The 19,608-nt window shown below is 63.9% G+C and carries 18 protein-coding genes; 2 read left to right on the top strand and 16 right to left on the bottom strand.

The features are described from left to right. Positions 1 to 32: 32 nt before the first annotated feature. The gene (locus tag I8J29_RS26240) at positions 33 to 773 is read right to left on the bottom strand and encodes an MgtC/SapB family protein (RefSeq protein ID WP_208850329.1); all 741 of its coding nucleotides are present in this window, start codon (positions 771 to 773) and stop codon (positions 33 to 35) included. A 160-nt stretch (positions 774 to 933) separates the two neighbouring features. Next, complete coding sequence (hisJ, locus tag I8J29_RS26235) at positions 934 to 1,767, bottom strand: histidinol-phosphatase HisJ (protein WP_208850328.1); 834 nt, start codon at positions 1,765 to 1,767, stop codon at positions 934 to 936. A gap of 225 nt (positions 1,768 to 1,992) precedes the next feature. Here hisJ and I8J29_RS26230 point away from each other — a divergent pair, with 225 nt between their 5' ends. Further along, the gene (locus tag I8J29_RS26230) at positions 1,993 to 3,810 is read left to right on the top strand and encodes an APC family permease (RefSeq protein ID WP_208850327.1); all 1,818 of its coding nucleotides are present in this window, start codon (positions 1,993 to 1,995) and stop codon (positions 3,808 to 3,810) included. Between the two features lie 486 nt (positions 3,811 to 4,296). Here I8J29_RS26230 and def read toward each other — a convergent pair whose 3' ends face one another. Together def and I8J29_RS26220 are read right to left on the bottom strand one after the other, a co-directional pair. Further along, entirely contained in the window at positions 4,297 to 4,809 is a 513-nt protein-coding gene (gene def / locus I8J29_RS26225; RefSeq protein ID WP_208850326.1) for a peptide deformylase, read from the bottom strand. Positions 4,810 to 4,998: 189 nt separating this feature from the next. Beyond that, positions 4,999 to 5,238 (bottom strand): helix-turn-helix domain-containing protein, encoded by a 240-nt coding sequence (locus I8J29_RS26220; RefSeq protein WP_208850325.1) that lies wholly within the window; start codon positions 5,236 to 5,238, stop codon positions 4,999 to 5,001. 172 nt (positions 5,239 to 5,410) lie between these two features. Between I8J29_RS26220 and I8J29_RS26215 the strand changes: the two genes are divergently transcribed. Beyond that, positions 5,411 to 5,794, top strand: coding sequence for a RidA family protein (locus tag I8J29_RS26215; protein ID WP_208850324.1), 384 nt, complete (start codon positions 5,411 to 5,413; stop codon positions 5,792 to 5,794). 159 nt (positions 5,795 to 5,953) lie between these two features. On the opposite strand, the gene I8J29_RS26210 is transcribed toward I8J29_RS26215, so the two are convergent. The 12 genes from I8J29_RS26210 to I8J29_RS26155 all read right to left on the bottom strand — a co-directional run. Then, positions 5,954 to 6,799 carry a Gfo/Idh/MocA family oxidoreductase gene (locus tag I8J29_RS26210; protein ID WP_208850323.1) on the bottom strand — a complete coding sequence of 282 codons (846 nt, stop codon included), beginning with the start codon at positions 6,797 to 6,799 and terminating at the stop codon, positions 5,954 to 5,956. A gap of 11 nt (positions 6,800 to 6,810) precedes the next feature. Then, positions 6,811 to 7,872 carry a Gfo/Idh/MocA family protein gene (locus I8J29_RS26205; protein WP_208850322.1) on the bottom strand — a complete coding sequence of 354 codons (1,062 nt, stop codon included), beginning with the start codon at positions 7,870 to 7,872 and terminating at the stop codon, positions 6,811 to 6,813. 33 nt (positions 7,873 to 7,905) lie between these two features. Then, positions 7,906 to 9,480, bottom strand: a complete 1,575-nt coding sequence (locus tag I8J29_RS26200) for an FAD-dependent oxidoreductase (RefSeq protein ID WP_208850321.1) — start codon at positions 9,478 to 9,480, stop codon at positions 7,906 to 7,908. Between the two features lie 18 nt (positions 9,481 to 9,498). After that, positions 9,499 to 10,566 (bottom strand): hypothetical protein, encoded by a 1,068-nt coding sequence (locus I8J29_RS26195; protein WP_208850320.1) that lies wholly within the window; start codon positions 10,564 to 10,566, stop codon positions 9,499 to 9,501. A 77-nt stretch (positions 10,567 to 10,643) separates the two neighbouring features. Then, the gene (locus I8J29_RS26190) at positions 10,644 to 11,528 is read right to left on the bottom strand and encodes a carbohydrate ABC transporter permease (RefSeq protein ID WP_208850319.1); all 885 of its coding nucleotides are present in this window, start codon (positions 11,526 to 11,528) and stop codon (positions 10,644 to 10,646) included. Beyond that, positions 11,521 to 12,423 carry a carbohydrate ABC transporter permease gene (locus I8J29_RS26185; protein WP_338113288.1) on the bottom strand — a complete coding sequence of 301 codons (903 nt, stop codon included), beginning with the start codon at positions 12,421 to 12,423 and terminating at the stop codon, positions 11,521 to 11,523. Before I8J29_RS26185 ends, I8J29_RS26190 begins: the two co-directional genes overlap by 8 nt. A 66-nt stretch (positions 12,424 to 12,489) precedes the next feature. Next, positions 12,490 to 13,836: an ABC transporter substrate-binding protein gene (locus I8J29_RS26180; protein WP_208850318.1), complete on the bottom strand. Its 1,347-nt coding sequence runs from the start codon at positions 13,834 to 13,836 to the stop codon at positions 12,490 to 12,492. Between the two features lie 189 nt (positions 13,837 to 14,025). Then, positions 14,026 to 14,943, bottom strand: coding sequence for an AraC family transcriptional regulator (locus I8J29_RS26175; protein WP_208850317.1), 918 nt, complete (start codon positions 14,941 to 14,943; stop codon positions 14,026 to 14,028). A gap of 227 nt (positions 14,944 to 15,170) precedes the next feature. Continuing rightward, a complete protein-coding gene (gene mgrA / locus I8J29_RS26170) occupies positions 15,171 to 16,163 on the bottom strand; it encodes an L-glyceraldehyde 3-phosphate reductase (protein ID WP_208850316.1) in 993 nt (330 codons plus the stop codon). 98 nt (positions 16,164 to 16,261) lie between these two features. Then, positions 16,262 to 17,092: an AraC family transcriptional regulator gene (locus tag I8J29_RS26165; protein WP_208850315.1), complete on the bottom strand. Its 831-nt coding sequence runs from the start codon at positions 17,090 to 17,092 to the stop codon at positions 16,262 to 16,264. Between the two features lie 235 nt (positions 17,093 to 17,327). Further along, on the bottom strand, positions 17,328 to 18,767 hold the full coding sequence (locus tag I8J29_RS26160; RefSeq protein ID WP_240546508.1) for a bifunctional 2-methylcitrate dehydratase/aconitate hydratase: 1,440 nt from the start codon (positions 18,765 to 18,767) through the stop codon (positions 17,328 to 17,330). Between the two features lie 33 nt (positions 18,768 to 18,800). Then, positions 18,801 to 19,608 (bottom strand): citrate/2-methylcitrate synthase (locus I8J29_RS26155; RefSeq protein WP_276316339.1); only part of this gene is annotated, 808 nt, incomplete at its 5' end.

Raw genomic sequence — 19,608 nt, 5'->3', positions numbered from 1 at the left:
CCTCTCCCCCGCCTGCCGTTCCCGGCAAGCCGTTATAACGATTCCACGCCCGCTTCGAGGCCGAGGACGCCTTCGATGGCCGCGAGCGATACGATGACTTCCTCGAAATGCTTCGTCTGGCCGAGCTTCAGCTGCAGCCGGACGATCAGCATGTCATCGCGGTCGCATGTATCCGCTTCCTCGTTTTCGACGATGATTTTGTTAATGCCGATGCCGTGCCGGTGCAGCTCGGTCACGACCTTGCTCAGGCTGGCGGAATCCTTGTTCACGCGCAGCACCAGATCCCGCTTTCGCTTCGTCCGCGAAAATTTCTTCTCCAGCTTGTTCAGGACGAACAGGCTGACGACCACGAGCACGGTCAGCACCGCCGAGCCGTAGTAGAACCCCGCGCCGACCGTCAGGCCGATGGCCGCGACGACCCAGAGCGACGCCGCCGTCGTCAGTCCCGACACGGTCAGGCCCGTGCGCAGGATCGTCCCCGCCCCGAGAAAGCCGATGCCGCTGATGACCTGCGCCGCCAGCCGCGCCGGATCGAGCCGCACGTTGGGATCCGTCGAAAATTCCGCAAAGCCGTAGATGGATAAGAGCACGATCGCGGCGGACCCCACGCAGACCAGAATATGCGTCCGAAACCCCGCGGAATGACCGCCGAGCTCGCGCTCCAATCCGACCAGCCCGCCCAGCGCAAGCGCGGCGACCAGGCGGATCGTCAGCTCCCAATAGCTGATATGCCAAATGCCGGGGTCGTAAACTTGCTGTACGGTTGTCGCCATGCCGCCTCATTCCTTCTTTTTAGTCGGTTCCAGAAACCCGGCCGTCTCCGCGGACGCCCTTTGTCTTATCTATACGCGAACGGCGAACGGCATGCGCCCCGCGCGCAAAAATAAAGCCCGACGGAGCGGCGGCAAGAACGTCACGGCTGCGCGCGCGACGTTATCGTTCGTCCGGCAGGTTCGCCGCGAACCAGTCGTAGCCGAACCCGACGTGCTCCGGCTTGTGCGAATCGGAACCATAGACGAGCGGGATGCCCCGCTCGGCGCAGGCCTGCATGAACCAGGCAGGCACGTAAGCCTTGCCGCACGTCGGCACCCGCAGCCCCGCGGTGTTGACGTCGATGCCGACGCCGCTCTCCGCGAGCTTCGGCAGGATCGCGGTCAGCCTGCGCTCGAGCTGCGCCTCGTCGATCGGGGGCAGCTTCTGCGCGAATTTCTCGATCAGGTTGATATGCCCGATCCGCTTGCGCATCGGCAGCTTCGCCGCCCAGGCGATCGCGGCTTCCACGTGGTCATAATATTCGTCGACGACCTTCTCCATCGTGCCGTAGTAGGACAGCAGGTTCGCCGCGAAATCGTCCGGCGTGAAGTCGATGCAGCGCATGCCGCCCCGGCCCGGCAGGTAATGCACGGAGTAGACGACGTCCTCGAGCTTGTCCAGGTACCGGTCGACGATCGCTTCCGTGAACGGCAGCGCCCCTTGCAAATAGTCCAGCTCGAGGCCGATCGCGACGTCGATTCGGCCCGCATACTTCTGTTTAATGGAAGTTACGTAATCCATATAAGCCGGCAGCTCCTCGGCCGGCATGGCCAGCTCCTTCATGAGCGGCAGGTCCGGGATCCATTCCGCGGGCAGCGGCGGGTGCTCGCTGATCGTGTACCGGTCGAAGCCGAGCGCGAGCGCGCGGTCGACGTAGGCCTCCGATTCGTCGGGGCTTCCGTGGTAACAAAATTTCGTGTGCGTGTGGCCGTCCCATTTGATTGCCGTCGGCATGGTTTTCCTCCTGTTTTCGCGTGCGCGCGTCGTGATGCGGCGGCGGTTTTCTTCCAAGTATACCATCAGGACGGGGCGGTTCAACCGCTCTCTTTTAATTCCGGCCGACATCTTTTAACCGGCTCTATTTCTGCTATAATGAATTCTGGTCATTGCGGTTACCCTAAAAGCGATTATAAACGTAGACAGTGATTACCTTATGTGGAGAGAAAAGAGGTCCCATCCATGATTAGCCGATTCAAACGATTGTTGATTGGCCGGCCGATGAAGAGCGCCGAGCTCGAGGGAGAGAAGCTGAGCAAGCTGAAGGCGCTTGCCGTGCTCTCCTCCGACGCGCTCTCGTCGGTCGCCTACGGTACGGAGCAGATCCTGCTCGTGCTGGTGGCCGCGGGCTTCGCGGCGGTCTGGTATTCGATTCCGATTTCCATCGCCGTCCTGGGGCTCCTGCTCATCCTGATTCTCTCGTACCGCCAAACCATCTACGCGTATCCCAAGGGCGGCGGCGCCTACATCGTGGCCAAAGACAACCTCGGGATCTCGACCGGCTTGCTCGCCGGCGGCTCGCTGCTGGTCGACTACATTCTGACCGTCGCGGTCAGCTCGTCGGCCGGCACGGACGCGATCACGTCGGCGTTCCCGGCGCTGCACGATTACCGGGTCGTCATCGCGCTCATCATGATCGTGTTCCTGACGGTCATGAACCTGCGCGGCATCGGGGAGTCCGCGTCCGTGCTCGCCTATCCCGTGTATCTGTTCGTCGCCGCCGTCTTCGTGCTCATTATCGCGGGTCTCTTCAAAGTCATCGTTCACGGCGCGAACGGCGATATCCCGGAACTCGGGACGGCGGTTTCCAACATCAGCCTGTTCATGCTGCTGAAGGCGTTCAGCTCGGGCTGTTCCGCGCTGACGGGCGTCGAAGCCGTGTCCAACGCCATTCCGAACTTCAAGAAGCCGGCGGAACGCAACGCCGCGATCACGCTCATGATGATGGGCACCATCCTCGGCGCGATGTTCATCGGCATCAGCCTGCTCGCCTATTGGAACGGCATCGTGCCGAATCCGAAGGAAACCGTCGTCTCGCAGATCGCCAACGCCACCTTCGGGCGCGGCATCCTGTATTACGCGATCCAGGGCATCACGGCGCTGATCCTGTTCCTGGCCGCGAATACCGCGTATTCCGCCTTCCCGCTGCTCGCCTTCATGCTGGCGAAGGACAAATACATGCCGAACGCCTTCATGGTGCGCGGCGACCGGCTCGGCTTCTCGAACGGCATCATCTTTCTCGGCATCTTCTCGGCGGTGCTCGTCATCGTGTTCCACGGGGATACGGAGAACCTGATCCCGCTGTACGCGGTCGGCGTGTTCATCCCGTTCACCCTGTCGCAGCTCGGCATGATGATCCGCTGGATTCGGCTGAAGCCGGCCAACTGGGTGTTCAGCCTCGTGGTTAACACGATCGGGATGCTGACGACGCTCGTCATTACGCTGATTTTCATCTTCACGAAGTTCACGCAGATCTGGATGGTCTTCATCTTCCTGCCGATCGTCATCTTCGTCTTCTTCAAAATCCACCGGCACTACATGAATACCGCCGACGAGCTCCGGGTCGACATCAAGAAGGAGAAGCCCGTCATCAAGGGCAGCACGATCGTCGTGCCCGTCGCCGGCATCACGCAGGTCGTGCTGCAGTCCATCAGCTACGCGAAGTCGCTGACGGACAACGTCGTGGCGGTCTACGTCGGCTTCGACGAGGACGAGATCGACCGGATGGAGAAGAAGTGGGAAGAATGGAACCCCGGCGTGCGCCTGATCGTCCTGCGGTCCAGTTACCGCAGCTTCATCCGGCCGCTGATCCGCTTCATCGAAACCGTCGAATGGAAGACGCAGGAGTCGGACCACATCACGGTGCTCATCCCCCAGTTCATCACGAAGCAGTGGTGGCACAACTTCCTGCATAACCAATCCAGCCTGCTGCTGCGCGCCTACCTGTTCAACCAGAAGGACGTCGTCGTCGCGACGGTGCCGTATCACTTGCTGCGCTAGCGGAACAAACGGAAAAACGCATCTCCAAGGGGGAGATGCGTTTTTTATTGGGGCGGGAGCGGGAGGCGCCGGCCGGCGGCGGAGCCGGGTCCGGGCATCTGCAGGCTAGCTTCGTTCCCCTATTGGAGCGGACACAGGAGCGTTATTTGGGCGATTCGGCGTGTTTTCCGCGTTTGGCGGACACAGGTGCAGTTATGGGGCACAAAACACGCTATAGATGACCGATTTTCGGCGAATAGCGGAACGTGTGGCCGCTCAATCGCCGAATCGGTGGCAAAAGCAAAAATAGCGGCTCCTGTGGCCGCCAAAAATGCAGAAATGAGCTACTCGGCAAATCGCCAGTCGGGAAACGGGATGAGAACGCGAGGCGCCTTGCATTAAAGGCAACACATCCGAAACGCCGCGCCGCTCCAGCTCGCTCTGTTTGTCCTCGCCTCGCTGCCATCGCTCGGCTGCCGGCCGGCCGCGCGGCCAGCCGTTCCTCCGCTAGCCCCGCGTCAAACGCTGCGCGTCCAGCACGCGAACCCGGTGCCCCGTCGTTTCGTGCACCAATAACGGCTCCCGCACATGGTCGATGAACAGCACGCCGTTCAGATGGTCGATCTCGTGCTGCATGCACACCGCGGGATAGCCCTCCGCCTCCAGCACGACCGTCTCGCCCGCGCGGGTCAGCGTGCGGACCTTCACGGCGTACGCCCGCGTCACGAGCCCGCGGTAGCCGGGATACGACAAGCACGCTTCCGCGCCCGTCTGCTCGCCGGACGCTTCGAGAATTTCCGGGTTGATGAGCTCGATCAGCCCGTCCCCGCAATCCATGACGGCGACCCGGCGCAAAATGCCGATCTGCGGCGCGGCCAGCCCGGCTCGGCCCTCCGCGGCGTACAGCGTATCCCGCATGTCGTCCAGCAGCTTGAGGACGCGCGGTCCCAGCCCGTCGACCGGACGCGCGAGCTTCCGAAGGACGGGATCGCCGAACGGGAGAATCGTTTTTTCCGCCATCGTCTCGCTTCCTTTCCTTGCGATCTATTGCCCGTTCCCGCGCAATTTCCGTTCGTTGTGTCTCATTCTGCTTTCTTTCAACTTTCCATCTGCTTCGTTCTGCCTCGTTGTCACTCAGGCCGCTTTCGATCCGCTTTCAGTCCTGCATCTGCGTTCGATCCGTCCCGTACCGCGTCCGACGCCAAGCCGTCAGGCACCCTTCGTATACGTCGGCGTGTGGACCCACAAGTCCCCGGGCGTGCAGGACAGCGCCGTGCACAAGGCGTCCATCGTCTCCGCCTTCATCTGCTTCGGCGGCGCGTTCAGGAGCGCGCTGATCGACGGCGCGGACAGCTCGTAGTCCGCCTTCTCCTTCAGCAGCCGGGCCAGCGCGGCGCCGGACCATATGCCCCGCTCCGCCATGATTTGACGCAGCATCCATGCGAGCATGGCAGCGAACCTCCTTTTTCGTCGGACAAGTTATTTAGGCAACGCTTAATTATATTAGGCAATACCTAATCTACCAGAAGACCGTGACGGCGGCAAGGGGTCTTCAAAATCCCGGGCGCGCCCCGTATAATAAACACCGAACCCAGCATCGAAATGAAACGGAGTGAAGCGCATGAACAAACGTCAAGTATTCACCGGCTCGCCCTGGGAACCGGTCGTCGGCTACTGCCGCGCCGTGCGCGTCGGCGGGCGGATCGAGGTGGCGGGCACGACCGCGATGAAGGACGGCGAGGTCGTCGGCGAAGGCAGCCCGTACGAGCAGACCCAATTCGCTCTGCAGACGATCGAGCGGGCGCTCCGCGAGCTGGGCGCCGACATGAATCATGTCGTGCGCACGCGGATGTTCGTGACGGATATCTCGCAATGGGAGGAGATCGGCCGCGCGCACGGGGAGTTTTTCAAAGACATCCGCCCGGCGGCGACGATGGTGGAGGTCCGGGCGTTGATCGATCCGCGGCTGCTCGTGGAGATCGAGGCGGAAGCGATCGTGGAGTAGAAGCCGGAGGCCGGCGCGCACAGCGCAAAGGGCTCCCCCGACGGGGGAGCCCTGAAGTCAATCAAGCGTAACCTGCCCGCGCCCGATCGCCGCGGCTTCGAACGCCAGCGCGCGGCATCGGATCGCAGCGGTCCGGCAGCGTGCCGCAGAACCGCGAAGCTACCCGGACGCCGGCAGTTCGACCCATTCGTACGGTGTCCGGGCGGCGATCCGGCCGTATTCGAGCAGGGTCACGATCGCGATCGTGTCGGCCGGCTCCACGCCCGGCGCGCCGGTCTCGAAGAACGCGACCAGCTGCCGGACGAAGGCTCGAAAATAGTCCGATTCGGGCTTCAACACCGTCGTGCCGCCCGACGAGCGCCGCACCGCGATGCCGAACGGGCAGTCCCGGCCGAGCTGATGGACCGCGGCCTGCCTCCCGTCCGCGAACCGGATGAGCAGCGCCGGCGCATCCGGCGTGCCGATGTACATGAGGCGCGTCGCGTCGCGTCCCATGAGCGCCACGATCGGCTCGAGCTGATGAACCGCGTAATTGCCGTAATCCCCCGGCCCGACGCTGCACAGGACTTCGATGTCCGTCTTGTCGGCCTCGGCGTATTCCGCCGCGAACCGCAGCGCGGACGCCGAATAAACGGGCGTCCCGTGCGCGCGGGCGGCTTCGAACAACGCCTCCGCCGTCCGGCGGTCGGGGGCGAACGTCTTGTCGACGTACGTCGGCTTGCCCGAGCGCAGGCACGGCAGGGCCAGCGCCTCGTGAAGCTCCGGATGGTCCGGCGCCAGCACGACCAATCCGTCGCTTTTGTCCGCTACTTCTTCGATGGAAGCCAGCAGCGCGATGCCGTTCTTCTCGCACCACGCCGCGTTGGAAAGGCCGCGGTCCGCGTCCCTCCGGCCGTACGCGTACGCGACCTTCAACCGGCCGCCGGAGGCTTCCTCGATCCACGCCGGGTACCGGTTGGCATGCCACTCGTCCAGATAATCGTCCACAAATCCGATTGTTTTCATGTCCGCATCCGCTATAGCCGGATTTCCTCCCCCTTCTCGGCCGATTCATAGATGCCGCACAGGATCTTCATCATCTCCACGCCGTCCTCGACCGGACTTAACGTCGGTTCGCCGCCGCGGCATGCCTCGACGAAATGATCGATCTCGTCCCGGAACCCCGAGGCGAAGTCGAACGACAAATGATCGATCTGGGGCGTCATGTTCAAGATCGTGTCGCAGCGCTCCGTCACGAACGTCAGCGCCGGCTCCAGCTCGACGCCGCCTTTCTCCCCGTACAGCTTCACCGACAGCTCGTCTTCCTTGGCATGCAGCGCGAAGCTGACGTCGACCAGCAGCGAGGCGCCGTTCTCGAACCGGATGAGCGCGTTGGCCAGGTCCTCCACCGTGTTCAGCGCCGGATCGTAGTCCGACGACTTGTAATAGGCCAGGTTTTGCACGTTGGCGCGGTTGCCCAGCTTCGCGTACGTATTGCCGCTGACCGACTTCGCCTTGGGACGGCCCATCAAATACCAGCACAGATCGATGACGTGAACGCCCACGTCGATCAGCGGGCCGCCGCCGGAGCGCTCCTTGTCCGCGAACCAGCCGCCGGGATTGCCCAGGCGCCGGATGCACGAGGCCTTGGCGTAATACAGCTCGCCGAATTCCCCGCGGTCCGCCATGGCCTTCACGATCCGCGTGTTGGCGCCGTAGCGCCGGACGAAGCCGACCTGCAGCGTTTTCCCGCTGCGCTTGGCCGCTTGCTCCACGCGCAGCGCTTCTTCGACCGTTGTGCACAGCGGCTTCTCGCAGAGGACGTGCTTGCCCGCTTCCAGCGCGGCGATGCTGATCTCCGCGTGGGAATCGTTCCAGGTACAGACGCTGACCGCGTCGATGCCGGGATTCGCCAGCAATTCGCGGTAGTCCGCATACGCGCGCGGGACGCCGTGCTTCTCCGCCTTCTCCCGCGCCCGGTCCGCGTTCTTGTCGCACACGGCGGCGAGCTCCGCGCGCGGATTGCGCCGGTACGCGTTCAGATGCTGGTCCGAGATGGATCCGGCGCCGATGACGCCGATCCGCAGCTTGTTCGTCATGCCTGACACCTCGATTCTCGTGATTTCGGCTTGCTAGACCGGGTGCGACTCGGGCCAGGCGAGCTCGATGCCTTCCCGCGCCAGCAGCTGCTGGAACTCCCCGAGCAGCTCCGGACGGTTGCGCACCTCCCGGGGACGCTTGCCGCGCCGCAAGCAAAACGCCGCCAGATAGCCCGCCGCCTCCCCGATATTCCATTCGACGGGATGAAGCCGGTAGCAGCCGTTCGTAATATGGGTGACGCCGATGTTCTTGCAGGCGGGCAGCAGATTGCCGACGCGCACGGGAATCAGGCTGCCGAGCGGAATCTGGAACGGCAGGCTGGAGATGTCGATGTAATGGCGCAGCCCCGTGCTCGGGTGCAGATCGATCCGGTAGCAGCCGAGGCCGACGGAATCGAGGAAAGGCTCCGCCTCCTCCGTGCCGCGGCATTCCGTGCTCAGATGCTGCTCCACGACCGTGAATTCGGCCTTGATGCGGCGCGATTCCCGGATGTACGGCGCCATCGCGAGTCCGTCCGCGGTGCCGACGACGTCCTTCCGCAGGCGTAAGCCCGGGTAACCCTGCTTGCCGTCCGGCCGCGGCGCCTCCGTTTGCATCCAATACAGCAGCGACAGGCTCAGCTGCTTCGCGGCCTCCAGGTGGCGCGCCTTCTCCGCTTCGCCGACGTCGATGACGGAGCCGAGCCAGTAATCGTTTTGCGGCCAGTTCACGAGCGTAATGTCGCCGCGGTAGGTGCCGGGGGCGAAATTGCCCCGGTCGACGATTCGCCGGTAGCCGAACAGCGACATCCAGTCCTTATCCGGAAACAGGTCGTAGCGGACGGGCTCCAGCGTCGCGGGCTTGACGCCGGTCCAGCTGAGCTGCCGGTCCGGCCAGAAGTCCGCGCGGTAGTCCCGCCAGAACGCATACTGGCCGGGCTTGGCGATCGTGTGGTCTTCGCCCTCGAGATAGTCCATGGCGAAGCAGTACGTGAACGCCTGCATGTCCGCGGGCTGCGGATCGCCTTCCAAGGCGTGGGGTTCGCCGGTCTGGCGCTGCGATTCCGCGCCCGTCACGTATTCGACCCCGGCCAGCGGCAGCAGGTCGCCGCATTCGGTCGCGTCGAGGAAATACGGCGCGACCAGCTCCGCGCGATCCTGCAAGCCGCCGCCGCGTACCGTGACCGACGCGACGTCGTCCCCGGCGGTCCGGGCCGATTCGGCGCGGCAGCGGTCCAGAATCGTCACGCGGCCGCCGTGCACGTACGGGGCCAGCAGGTTGCGCAGCACGGCGAGCGCCGCGCGCGGCTCATGGCACAGCCGGCTCACCCAGCCGTTGCCCGGATTGAGCTGCACGTTCGCCCGGGCTTCGGGCGTGAGCGGAAAATAATCGCGGTAATACTGCCGCACGCCGTCGCGGAACCGGCGGTAGCTCCTCGTGCAGCCGAACTGTTCGATCCACGGGTGTTCGTCGGGCGGCACGGCCTGACTCGTCAATTGGCCGCCGATCCATGGCGTTTCTTCCGTCATGATCACCGTCAACCCCATTTTGGCGGCGGCCAGCGCGGCCGCGCAGCCGCCGGTCCCGCCGCCGATAATGACGAGATCGGCATGCAGCTCTTCGGTCATCGGGCAAGCCTCCTAGCTTCATTTCGCTTGATTCGTGAAATAGACGACCTGCGGCCCGGCCGCCCCGCCGGTCAGGCTCATCTCGGCCTTGTACGAGCCGCCGTTCGGGTTCAGCTTGAAGTTCGCGATGTTCCAGGCGTTCTCGTACGTGAGATACTCGGATTGGTAGATCGTCTTGTTCCATTTGACCGCGTAATGGCCGTAGCCGCCCGACGGGTTGAGGTATAAGCCGACGGTGCGGGGATGATGGAAGCTGTTGGCGATCTCGGCGGACAGGCGGTAGAATACGCCGTAGTTGCCGTTATTGACGACCGTCTTGCCGCCGTCCACCGCGTCGTAGCCGTCCTCGTATTCGCCGGGCAGGGCGTCGCTCCATTGCCCGTAAGCGGCGGAATCGATGCGCAGGTAGGCGTTGCCGAGCGACGTGTCGTACCGGATGGTCCCGGTCCGGTCGAAATGCGGAAACGTCCCCCGCGTATGCGAATCTTCGGGAAGGACCGCGACCTGCTCCGGATGGACGGGCTTCTCGGCGAAGCTCAGCACGGTCGCCGTGACCCGCGCGGGCGCGCCGCCGGCCGCCGAGGCCGCGACGAATTGAACGATGCCGCTGTTCGTGATGCCGGGCGCCGTCGGCGCCGTCAAATAATAGCTCTCGCCCGGCGCGAGCGTCGCCGCCGGCGTCAGCGCGTTCTGCGTCCGCATGAAGCCGACCAGCGCGTCCTGACCGGCCACGTCCACGTACACGTTCGCGGCGATGCCCGCGCCCTTGGTCGACAGCTTCACCGGCGCCGCGGACGTGTTCGTGATCGCGACCCCGACCTCCACGGGCTGCGCCGACGCGTTCTGGTGATGCCAGAATACGCGGAATTCGCCTTCGGCCGCGTCCCGGTAGAACGCCCCGGCCGCCGAGAACGTTTCCGGCGAATCGCTGAGCAGGAGCTTGCCGCCCGTCGCCGTCAGCTGCGGCTTCTCGAGATGCACGGCCGGCTGCAGCGAAGCGACCGGAACCGTCGTTTGGGCCGCGTAGGCAGTGCTTGCGCCGAGCAGCCCGGCCGATAACGCCAGCAAGAGTTTGCGCGTCGTCATGGTTATCCCTCGTTTCGTTCGAATATGGTTCCCGCGTACGCTTCTATCCCTTGACCGCCTCGCTTCTACAGCTTGCGCTATCCTTTGACCGCTCCGACCATGCCGTTGATGAACTGCTTCTGCAGGACAAGGAAGATGATCAGGATCGGAATGACGGATATGATCGTGCCGGCCGCGATGTACGGGAAATTATAGGACAGGTTGCCCTGCAAATATTGCAGCGCCGCGGCGAGCGGGTATTTCTCCTTGTCGTCCAGTACGATGATCGGCCAGATCATGCTGTTCCAGAAGGCCATGAAGTCGAAGATGACGACCGTCGCGACCGCGGATCGGACCATCGGAACCATCAGGTTCCAGAAAATGCGGAATTCGCTCGCGCCGTCGATGCGGCCGGAATGCTCGATGTCGTTCGGTATGGTGATGAACGCCTGCCGCAGCAGGAAAATATTGAACACGCTGACCGCCGACGGGAGCACGACGCCCAGGAGCGTATTGTACAGGTGCAGCTTCTGAATGATGATGAAATTGACGATCATGCCGGCCGCGTTCGGGAGAATCATGGTGCTGACGATGGCGTAGAACACGACGCTCCGCGCCGGGAAGGCGATGCGCGCCAGCGGGTAAGCGGTCATCGTGCAGATGACGACGTTCAGCCCGACGCCGAGCAGCGTCATGAACACGGTGTTCTTGATGTACGTCCAGAGCGGCATGATCCGGAACACGTCGGCGAAATTTTGAAAATTGACCGGCCGCGGAATCAGCTGGGGCGGGAAGGCGTACACGTTCGCGTTCACCTTGAGCGAGGTCGACAGCAGCCACAGGAACGGACCCAGGCAGACGAGCGCGACGGCGAGCAGCAGCCCGTACAGGACGATCGCGGACGCGGCTTTCTTGAGCCCGATGCCGGCCGGCCGCCGCGAACGCGCGCTGCCGCCTCCGCGCCCCAAAGCGCCGTTACTCATAATAGGTCAAGCCTCCCTTCCGCGTGTACCGGAACAGGACCAGGGAGAACGCCAGAATGATCACGGCGACGACGAGCCCGATGGCCGCGGCGTAGCCGAAGTCGAAATCCTGGAACGCCACCTTGTACGTATACACGCTCGCGACCAGCGTGGAATCGATCGGATCTCCCTTCGGCCCGTGCATGACGAAGATTTCGTCGAACACCCGGATCGCGCCCATGACCGAGAGCAGCGAGCAGAGCAGCACGAACGGCATGAGCAGCGGAATCGTGATCCGGCGGACGACCTGCCAGCGGTTCGCGCCGTCGATTCGGGCCGCCTCCTGCAGCTCGCCCGGAATGGACTGCAGGCCGGCCAGGTAGATCATCATGTAATAACCGAGGCCCTTCCAGATCGTTACGAGCATGACGCCGCCCAGCGCCAGCTTCGGCTCCACCATGAACGCGATGTCGTGGCGAATGAGACCGAGGCTGCGCAGGATATAGTTCAGAATGCCCTGCTCCTCGTACATCCACTTCCACGCGATCGCCGCCGCGACCATGGACGTGACGACGGGAACGAAATACGCCACCCGGAAAAAACCGACGAATTTCAGCTTCGTATTGACCAGCACGGCCATCAGAATCGCGAGCAGCTGGATCACCGGCACGACGACGACGTACAGCAGCGAGTTGCGGAGCGCCGTATAGAAGTCCGGATCGGCGAACGCGCGCCGGAAATTGCTCAGCCCGATCCACTTCGTCGCGTCGAGCGCCGAATAATTCGTGAACGCGAGCGGAAGGCCGTACACGATCGGGTAGAAGGTAAAGACGACGAGCAGCAGGACGCCGGGCGCGATCATCAGATAAGCGAACCCGGCCCGCCGCCGCTGCTGTTTGGATAACGACGATGCCACGATGAATCCCCCTTACGCCGGGCGCCCGGGAGGAGAAGCGCGCGCCTTCCTCCGCGGCGTTGCCGCCTAATTGTCCGCGTTCACGGCATCGAGCTGCTTCTGCATGTCCTGCTCGGCCTGCTTCAGCATGTCCTCCGGCGACTGCTGGCCCAGCATCATCTTGGTCCAGCCTTTCCACAGCGGATCGAGCACCTTCGACTCGTCCTTGATGCCGAGCGTGAAGTCCTTCGCCTGCCCGACCATCGAAGCGGCGATCACCTTCGCCTTGGATTCCGGATCGTCGCCGGCCTGCGTGAAGAACGGATCGGCGGCCGCCTTCTTCGTGGACGGCAGGATGTTGACGATTTTGCAAAAGGCCAGCTGGGATTCGTCGTTCGTGATGTAGTTGGCGAAGTCGATCGCTTCCTTATGGTTCTTGCTCATCGTCGGCACGACGACGTCCATCAGGCTGGCCTGGTAATTGCCGCCTTCCTTCTTCGCCGGCATCTTGGCCACGAGCGTGTTATCGAACACGTCCTTCGCGTTCTGCTTGACGCGGTTCAGGAAATTCGCGCCGGTCGTCAGCGTCGCGATCTGGCCGGCCTGGTACTTGTCGGTCGCGTAGTTGGCGTCGGCCCCCACGCTGTCCTTCGGAATGACGCCTTCGTCGTACAGCGCCTTGTTCCATTTCGCCCACGCCAGCGCTTCGGGCGTGTTCAGGATGATCGTCTTCTTGTCCTCGCTGATCATCGGCACGCCCGCGAAGTACAGGTCCGCCGGCGGATTGGAGACGAGCGTGAAGCCGTATTTGCCGGTCTTCTGCTTGATTTGCACCGCCTGCTGCTTCAATTCGTCCAGCGTGACGGGCGGCTTGTTCGGGTCGAGTCCCGCCGCCTCGTAGATTTGCTTGTTGTACATGAACACGGATAAGCCGAAGTACCACGGGAACGCGTACGCGCTGTCGCCGAGCTTGGTGGAATCGTAGAGGTCGGGGAAATAGATCGCGCGCTGCTCCTCCGTCGCTTCCTTGTTCAGATCGACGAGCGCGTTCTTCGCGGCGAGCGTCAGCGTCATGCCGGTGTTCAGATTGACGACGTCCGGGGAGTTGCCGCCGGCGATGGAGGTCAGCAGCTTGTTTTCCATGGAGCCGTAAGGCAGATCGGTCCACTTGACGGTAATGCCCGGATGCGCGTCCTGGTACGTCTTGATCCGTTCGTTGATGTAGTCGTCGAAGTTCGGACTGAGCGAGATGGTCCAGAAATTCAAGGTGACGGCTTTCGGCGGCGCATCCGTCCCGCCGGCGTTCCCGTTTGCCGGCGCTTGGCCGGGGCCGGACGCGTCGTCCTTCCCGGCGCTGCCGCCGCTGCAGGCCGCCAATGCGGCGACCAGGCTTCCTGCCACTGCGATCGAGGCCAATCGTTTACCGGTTGTCATACCCATCCCCTCTCCTTCGCTTAACTTGCGCTGCTAAGGCGATTTTACCTGAACGGAGGTGGGCTGTATTTAACCATACATGCTTAAAACTGTTGTCTCTTTTTTAGATCGCCGGCTCGGTACGGGACGGGACAGCCGGCAAAAAAAAGCCCCCTCGGCAAGCGCGAAAGGGGCGGAGGCGCGCCATCGTCAAGCCTGATCCCGTTCGTCCTTGACGTAGAGGCGGATGTATTCGGTGGGGGATAAGCCGACGGCTTTCTTGAACGCCCGGCTGAAGGAGTGGATGGATTGATACTGCATGGTCGAGGCGATCTCGGTAATGCTGCACGTCCGCGATTTCATCAGCTCGATGATCTTTTGCAGCCGCTTCTGCGAGTAAAAGTTGCGCAGGCTGATGCCCGTCTCCTCGGTGAACAGATGGGACAGATAGGAATAGCTGTACCCGAGCTCCCGCGACACTTCGGCCAGGTCCTTCATCGTCAGCATGTGGGTATCGATGTAGCTGATGGCGTCGTAGACGATGCCGCCGGTCGCGCCGTCCCCCGGTTCGGCGTGGTAGGCGCTGTCCCAGTCGGAGAAGAAGTTGCGGTACATGAGCACGATCAATTGGTTCAAATACGTTTGCGTCATCACCTGCGAATAGTGCGAGAGGCTGCGGAATTCCCGGAGCGCGCTCAGGAACGTATGCTGCATATCCAAACGGTCCTTCGCGAGGGGCGTCTCCCGCTTGTCCATCATTTTCTGAATGTGGATGAAAGGACTCTCGACGTTTTCCCGATAGCCGTTCTCCGGCTGCAGGTTGAACAGGAACCCCAAGTAGAAGTAACGGAAAGGCTCCTTGGCGTCGGCGCCTCCCGCGTGCGCCTCGCCGGGAATGTTGATGTACACGTCCCCGGCCTCCACGTCGCTTCGCGCGCCGTCGGTCGAGAACCAGCCCTTACCCGACATGACGTAGCTGATCTCGTAGCACACCTGCGTATGCTCCCGCAGCTGATAGCCCGAATCGCAGCACAGGTCGCCGATTTGATACAGGGTGAAGAACTCGTACTGCTTCGGATTCAGAAAGTACAGATTGTCGAAATGGAACCGCTTTCGTTCGTGCAGCAAGATAAAACCTCCCGAATAGCGAACGGCGCGCCTTCACCGCCTCGGGCGCCGCCCGGAATGATCATCGTCAGGTCTTCTCCGGATGCGTATGGCCAGCGACGTCATCGACGAATGAACTCTATTAAAGCACAAAAACCCGCAAGGCGGCACCCTCTTTCCGGGGTCCGTCTTGCGGGTCTTGCGGGTCATGCGGGTTTCGCGGGATGCGATACGGCCGGCGCCGGTCGTCAGCCCTTCAGGATCGCCTCGATCCGCGCCAGCTCCTCCGCCGTGAGCGGCGGCGCTTCGAGCGCGCCGACGGCGTCCTCGATCTGGCCGACCTTGCTCGCGCCGATCAGCGCGGAAGTGACGCGGCCGCCGCGGAGCACCCAGGCAAGCGCGAGCTGCGACATTTTCTGGCCGCGGGCCTTGGCCAGCTCGTCCAGCCGGCGCACCTTCGCGAGGCGCTCCTCGGTCACGTGCTCCGGCCGCATGAAGACCGACGGGCCGGCCGCGCGCGAATCCGCCGCGATGCCGTTCAAATACCGGTCCGTCAGCATGCCGCCGGCGAGCGGCGAGAACGCGATCGTGCCGATGCCCTCCTCGGCCAGCACGTCCTGCAGCCCCTCCTCGATCCAGCGCGAGAACATCGAGTAGTTCGGCTGATGGATGAGGCACGGCGTGCCGAGCGACTTCAGGATGCGCGACGCTTCGCGGGTCTGCTCCGCCGAATAGTTGGACAGCCCGACGTACAGCGCCTTGCCCTGGCGGACGATGAGATCGAGCGCGGCCATCGTCTCCTCGAGCGGCGTGTCCGGATCAGGACGGTGGTGGTAGAAAATATCGACGTACGCCAGCCCCATCCGCTTCAGGCTCTGGTCGAGGCTCGCGACGAGGTTCTTCTTCGAGCCCCACTCGCCGTAAGGTCCCGGCCACATGTAATAGCCGGCCTTCGTGGAGATGATCAGCTCGTCCCGGTACGGCGCGAGGTCCTGCTTCAGCAGCGCGCCGAAATTCTCTTCGGCCGAGCCCGGGGGCGGGCCGTAATTGTTCGCGAGGTCGAAATGGGTGATGCCGAGGTCGAACGCCCGCCTCGCCATCGCGCGCTGCGTCTCCAGCGCGTTGATGCCGCCGAAGTTATGCCACAGCCCGAGCGAAATCGCGGGCAGGCGCAGGCCACTCCGGCCGGAGCGGTTGTATGTCATCGTGTCGTATCGGTTCGGTTCAGCCAAGTAGGTCATTGCCGTCTCCTCCTTATGGTGGGTTCTTGTCCATCTTAAAGGATGACGGGAGCCCGGCCAATGTCAGCAAGGCTGAAGAATATGGGATGAAGGCGGATTTACGGCGGCGGAAGAAACTGCTTCGGGGAAGAACCCTTCGTTTTTTTGAACATTTTCGAGAACAGCAGCGCGTCCTGGTAGCCGACCGAACGGGCCACCTCGCCGACGGTGTACGCCCCGCTTCCGAGCAGGCCGCACGCCTTGTCCATGCGGTAGTGAAGCAAATACTGCTGCGGCGGTATGCCGAGCGCCTCCTTGAACAGCACGGAGAAGTATTTGCGGTCCAGCCCGATATGCGCGGCCAGCTGGGTGACGGTAATGTTCTCGCCGTAGTGGGCATGGATGAAGTCGATGCTGCGGTGCACGTAGCCGTCCTGCTTGCGCAGCGGCGGCTTGGCCGCCTGCGCCGACGCCGGCGCCGCTTCCGTCAGCGCGAACATGAACTCGTACAGCAGGGCGGTGAGGCGCAGGCCGGCCGCTCCCCCTCGGGCCAGCACGCCGCACAGCGCGTCGTACAGTCCCGGCATCAGCTTCAGATCCATCGGAAACGCCGGACGCTCCGGGGACAGGCTCGTCTCCGCCAGCATCGCGCCCGCCTGCGCGCCTTGGAAGGCGATCCACGAATACGTCCACGGCGCCTCCCGGTCCGCCTCGTAATGCGTCACGATATGCGGGTAGATGAGGAACGCCTCGCCGGCCGACAGCCGGTGCGTCCGCTCCCCGACGGTGACCGTGCCGAACCCGTCGTGCACGAAATGGACCTTGTAGCATTCCCGGATGCCCGGGCCGACGGAATGCCCCGGCGGGCACTTCTCCTTCCCCCAGTACAGCAGTTGCAAATCGGGATCGGCACCGTAAGGCCGATCGGGATTGAATATCGAATGTCCCATGCGCGATGCCCGCCTCCTCGTTCGAACGCCGTTCGTCGCTCTTCTAGCCATCATAGCACAGAATCGCGCGCGCGAAGAATTCCGCGGGCGACGGTCCACGTTCAAGCCGCGGCGCCACGGCAAAAAGGAGGCCCGAAGGCCTCCAAACGAAATGCGGGCGCTTGTGGCGCCTGTGGCGACCGCGCGGCGATGCGAAGATGCGGCGAAAACCGCCAGACGGCAGGAGGCTTCGCCTTCAGTCCGCGAGCAGGTCCATGAACCGGTGAACGGGCATGGCGTCGAGCTCGCGCGCGTCGCCGCACAGCCGCACGATGCGCCGCGTCCGTTCTTCGTCGTACCGGGTCGCCAGGTTCGCTTCGAATTTGCGCTTCAGCAGCGGGACGGCTTCCTCCCTGCGGCGCTTGTGGCCGACCGGATATTCGGTGACCGCCTGCTCCGTCATGCTGCCGTCGCGGAAGAACACCTGCACGGCGTTCGCGATGGACCGCTTGTCGGGATCCAGGTAGTCGCGCGAGAACTGCGCGTTCTCCGTCACCTTCATCAAGCCGCGCAGCCGGTCGAGCCGGGGATCCGCCGCCGCTTCGTCCTCGTAGTCGTCGGCGGTCAGCCGGCCGTGCAGCAGCCCCACGGCGGTCATGTATTGGAGGCAGTGGTCGCGGTCGGCCGGGTTGTGCAGCGGGCCGGTCTTGTCGATGATGCGGATGGCCGACTCGTGCGTCGAGATGACGATCCGCGCGACGTCGTCCAGCCGGCCGGCCACCAGCGGGTGAAGCCGGATGGCGCTTTCCACCGCGGTCTGGGCGTGGAATTCGGCGGGGAAGGCGACCTTGAACAGGACGTTCTCCATCACGTACGAGCCGAACGGGCGCTCGAGCGTGACCGCGTTCCCCCGGAACAGCGCGTCGCTAAAGCCCCAGCCCTTGGCCGTGACGGCGGAGGGGTAGCCCATCTCCCCGCGCAGCGTCAGCAGCGCGAGCTGCACGGCGCGGCCGGCCGCGTCGCCGGCGGCCCACGACTTGCGCGAGCCCGTGTTCGGGGCGTGGCGGTAGACGCGCAGCGGATGCCCGTCGAGCCACGCGTGCGACAGCGCGCCGACGATATCGTCCCGCGTGCCGCCGAGCAGGCCGGTGATGACGGCGGCCGACGCCACCTTGACGAGGATGACGTGATCGAGCCCGACCCGGTTGAAGCTGTTGCTCAAGGCGAGCACGCCCTGAATCTCGTGCGCCTTGATCATCGCCGTCAGCACGTCGCGCATCGCGAGCGGCGGCTTGCCCGCGGCGTCGTTGCGCCGGCTGACGTAATCGGCGGCGGCGAGCACGGCGCCGAGATTGTCGGACGGGTGACCCCACTCCGCCGCCAGCCACGTATCGTTATAATCCAGCCAACGGATCATCGCGCCGATGTTGAACGCCGCCGTCACGGGATCGAGGCTGTAGGACGTCCCCGGCACCCGGACGCCGCCCTCCAGCTCCGCGCCGGGCACGACGGGACCGAGCAGCTTCGTGCAGGCCGGGTAATTCAGGGCCAGGATGCCGCAGCCCAGCGTATCCGTCAGGCACAAGCGCGCCGTCTCGTAGGCCGCCTCGCTGCGGACGCGGTAGTTCGCCGCGTAATCGGCGATGTCGACGAGCAGCTGGTCCGGCTCGGGCCTGACGTTCGTTTCGTAAGACATGATCGGATCGCCTCGCTTTCGTTCGCTTGCGTGCTAGCGCCGTTCGTGCAGGTCCGGCCAGGGCCTGGGCTCCGGCCCGTTGTAGGCGGCCGTCGGCCGGATGATCCGGTTGTTCCGGCGCTGCTCGAGAATATGGGCGGTCCAGCCGGAGAGCCGCGCGATGACGAAAATCGGCGTGAACATCGCGGTCGGAATGCCCATGAAACGGTACGCGGTCGCGCTGTAGAAATCCAGGTTCGGGAACAGCGACTTCTCCTCCCGCATCACGGCTTCGACCGCCTCGGACACGGAATAGAGATGGCCGTCCGGCGACCAGAAGGAGAGCGTCTCCGACCATTTCTTGATGATGTCGGAGCGCGGATCGGACACGCGGTACACCCGGTGGCCGAAGCCCATGATCAGCTGCTTCCCGGCCAGCCGCTCCCGCGTCGCCTCCGCCGCTTCCTCCGGCGTCTTGAACCGCTCGATCAGCTCCATCACGGCTTCGTTGGCGCCGCCGTGCAGGTTGCCGCGCAGCGTGCCGATCCCCGTCGCGACGCACGCGTGGAAGTTCGACAGCGTCGACGCCGTCACGCGCGCGGCGAACGTGGACGCGTTGAACTCGTGCTCCGCGTACAGCGTGAGCGAGACGTCGAACACGCGCCGGTCGCGGATCGAAGCGTGCCTGCCGTGCAGCAGGCGGAGAAAATGGCCCGCGACGGTGTAGTCTTCGTCGGCCGGAAGCGACTCTTCGGCCGGCGCGGCTTCGGCCGGCTCCGGCGCGCCGCGGCCGGCCCCGTCGGACGGCGAAGCGCCGAAGGGCGCGCCGGCTTCCGCGGCCTCGCCGTCGGCCGGCACGCTG

The sequence above is a fragment of the Paenibacillus artemisiicola genome (assembly GCF_017652985.1).
GTDB lineage: Bacteria > Bacillota > Bacilli > Paenibacillales > Paenibacillaceae > Paenibacillus_Z > Paenibacillus_Z artemisiicola.
Note: the sequence above shows the minus strand (reverse complement) of the source record. Positions and strands in the feature narration are given on the sequence as shown.

What these genes read in the sequence shown, in the direction of transcription:
- I8J29_RS26195 (WP_208850320.1), bottom strand. Translation starts at nt 10,566, where the DNA reads ATGACGACGCGCAAACTCTTGCTGGCGTTATCGGCCGGGCTGCTCGGC.
- I8J29_RS26200 (WP_208850321.1), bottom strand. Translation starts at nt 9,480, where the DNA reads ATGACCGAAGAGCTGCATGCCGATCTCGTCATTATCGGCGGCGGGACC.
- mgrA (WP_208850316.1), bottom strand. Translation starts at nt 16,163, where the DNA reads ATGACCTACTTGGCTGAACCGAACCGATACGACACGATGACATACAAC.
- I8J29_RS26240 (WP_208850329.1), bottom strand. Translation starts at nt 773, where the DNA reads ATGGCGACAACCGTACAGCAAGTTTACGACCCCGGCATTTGGCATATC.
- I8J29_RS26210 (WP_208850323.1), bottom strand. Translation starts at nt 6,799, where the DNA reads ATGAAAACAATCGGATTTGTGGACGATTATCTGGACGAGTGGCATGCC.
- hisJ (WP_208850328.1), bottom strand. Translation starts at nt 1,767, where the DNA reads ATGCCGACGGCAATCAAATGGGACGGCCACACGCACACGAAATTTTGT.
- I8J29_RS26230 (WP_208850327.1), top strand. Translation starts at nt 1,993, where the DNA reads ATGATTAGCCGATTCAAACGATTGTTGATTGGCCGGCCGATGAAGAGC.
- I8J29_RS26180 (WP_208850318.1), bottom strand. Translation starts at nt 13,836, where the DNA reads ATGACAACCGGTAAACGATTGGCCTCGATCGCAGTGGCAGGAAGCCTG.
- I8J29_RS26190 (WP_208850319.1), bottom strand. Translation starts at nt 11,528, where the DNA reads ATGAGTAACGGCGCTTTGGGGCGCGGAGGCGGCAGCGCGCGTTCGCGG.
- I8J29_RS26165 (WP_208850315.1), bottom strand. Translation starts at nt 17,092, where the DNA reads ATGGGACATTCGATATTCAATCCCGATCGGCCTTACGGTGCCGATCCC.
- I8J29_RS26215 (WP_208850324.1), top strand. Translation starts at nt 5,411, where the DNA reads ATGAACAAACGTCAAGTATTCACCGGCTCGCCCTGGGAACCGGTCGTC.
- I8J29_RS26160 (WP_240546508.1), bottom strand. Translation starts at nt 18,767, where the DNA reads ATGTCTTACGAAACGAACGTCAGGCCCGAGCCGGACCAGCTGCTCGTC.
- I8J29_RS26205 (WP_208850322.1), bottom strand. Translation starts at nt 7,872, where the DNA reads ATGACGAACAAGCTGCGGATCGGCGTCATCGGCGCCGGATCCATCTCG.
- def (WP_208850326.1), bottom strand. Translation starts at nt 4,809, where the DNA reads ATGGCGGAAAAAACGATTCTCCCGTTCGGCGATCCCGTCCTTCGGAAG.
- I8J29_RS26220 (WP_208850325.1), bottom strand. Translation starts at nt 5,238, where the DNA reads ATGCTCGCATGGATGCTGCGTCAAATCATGGCGGAGCGGGGCATATGG.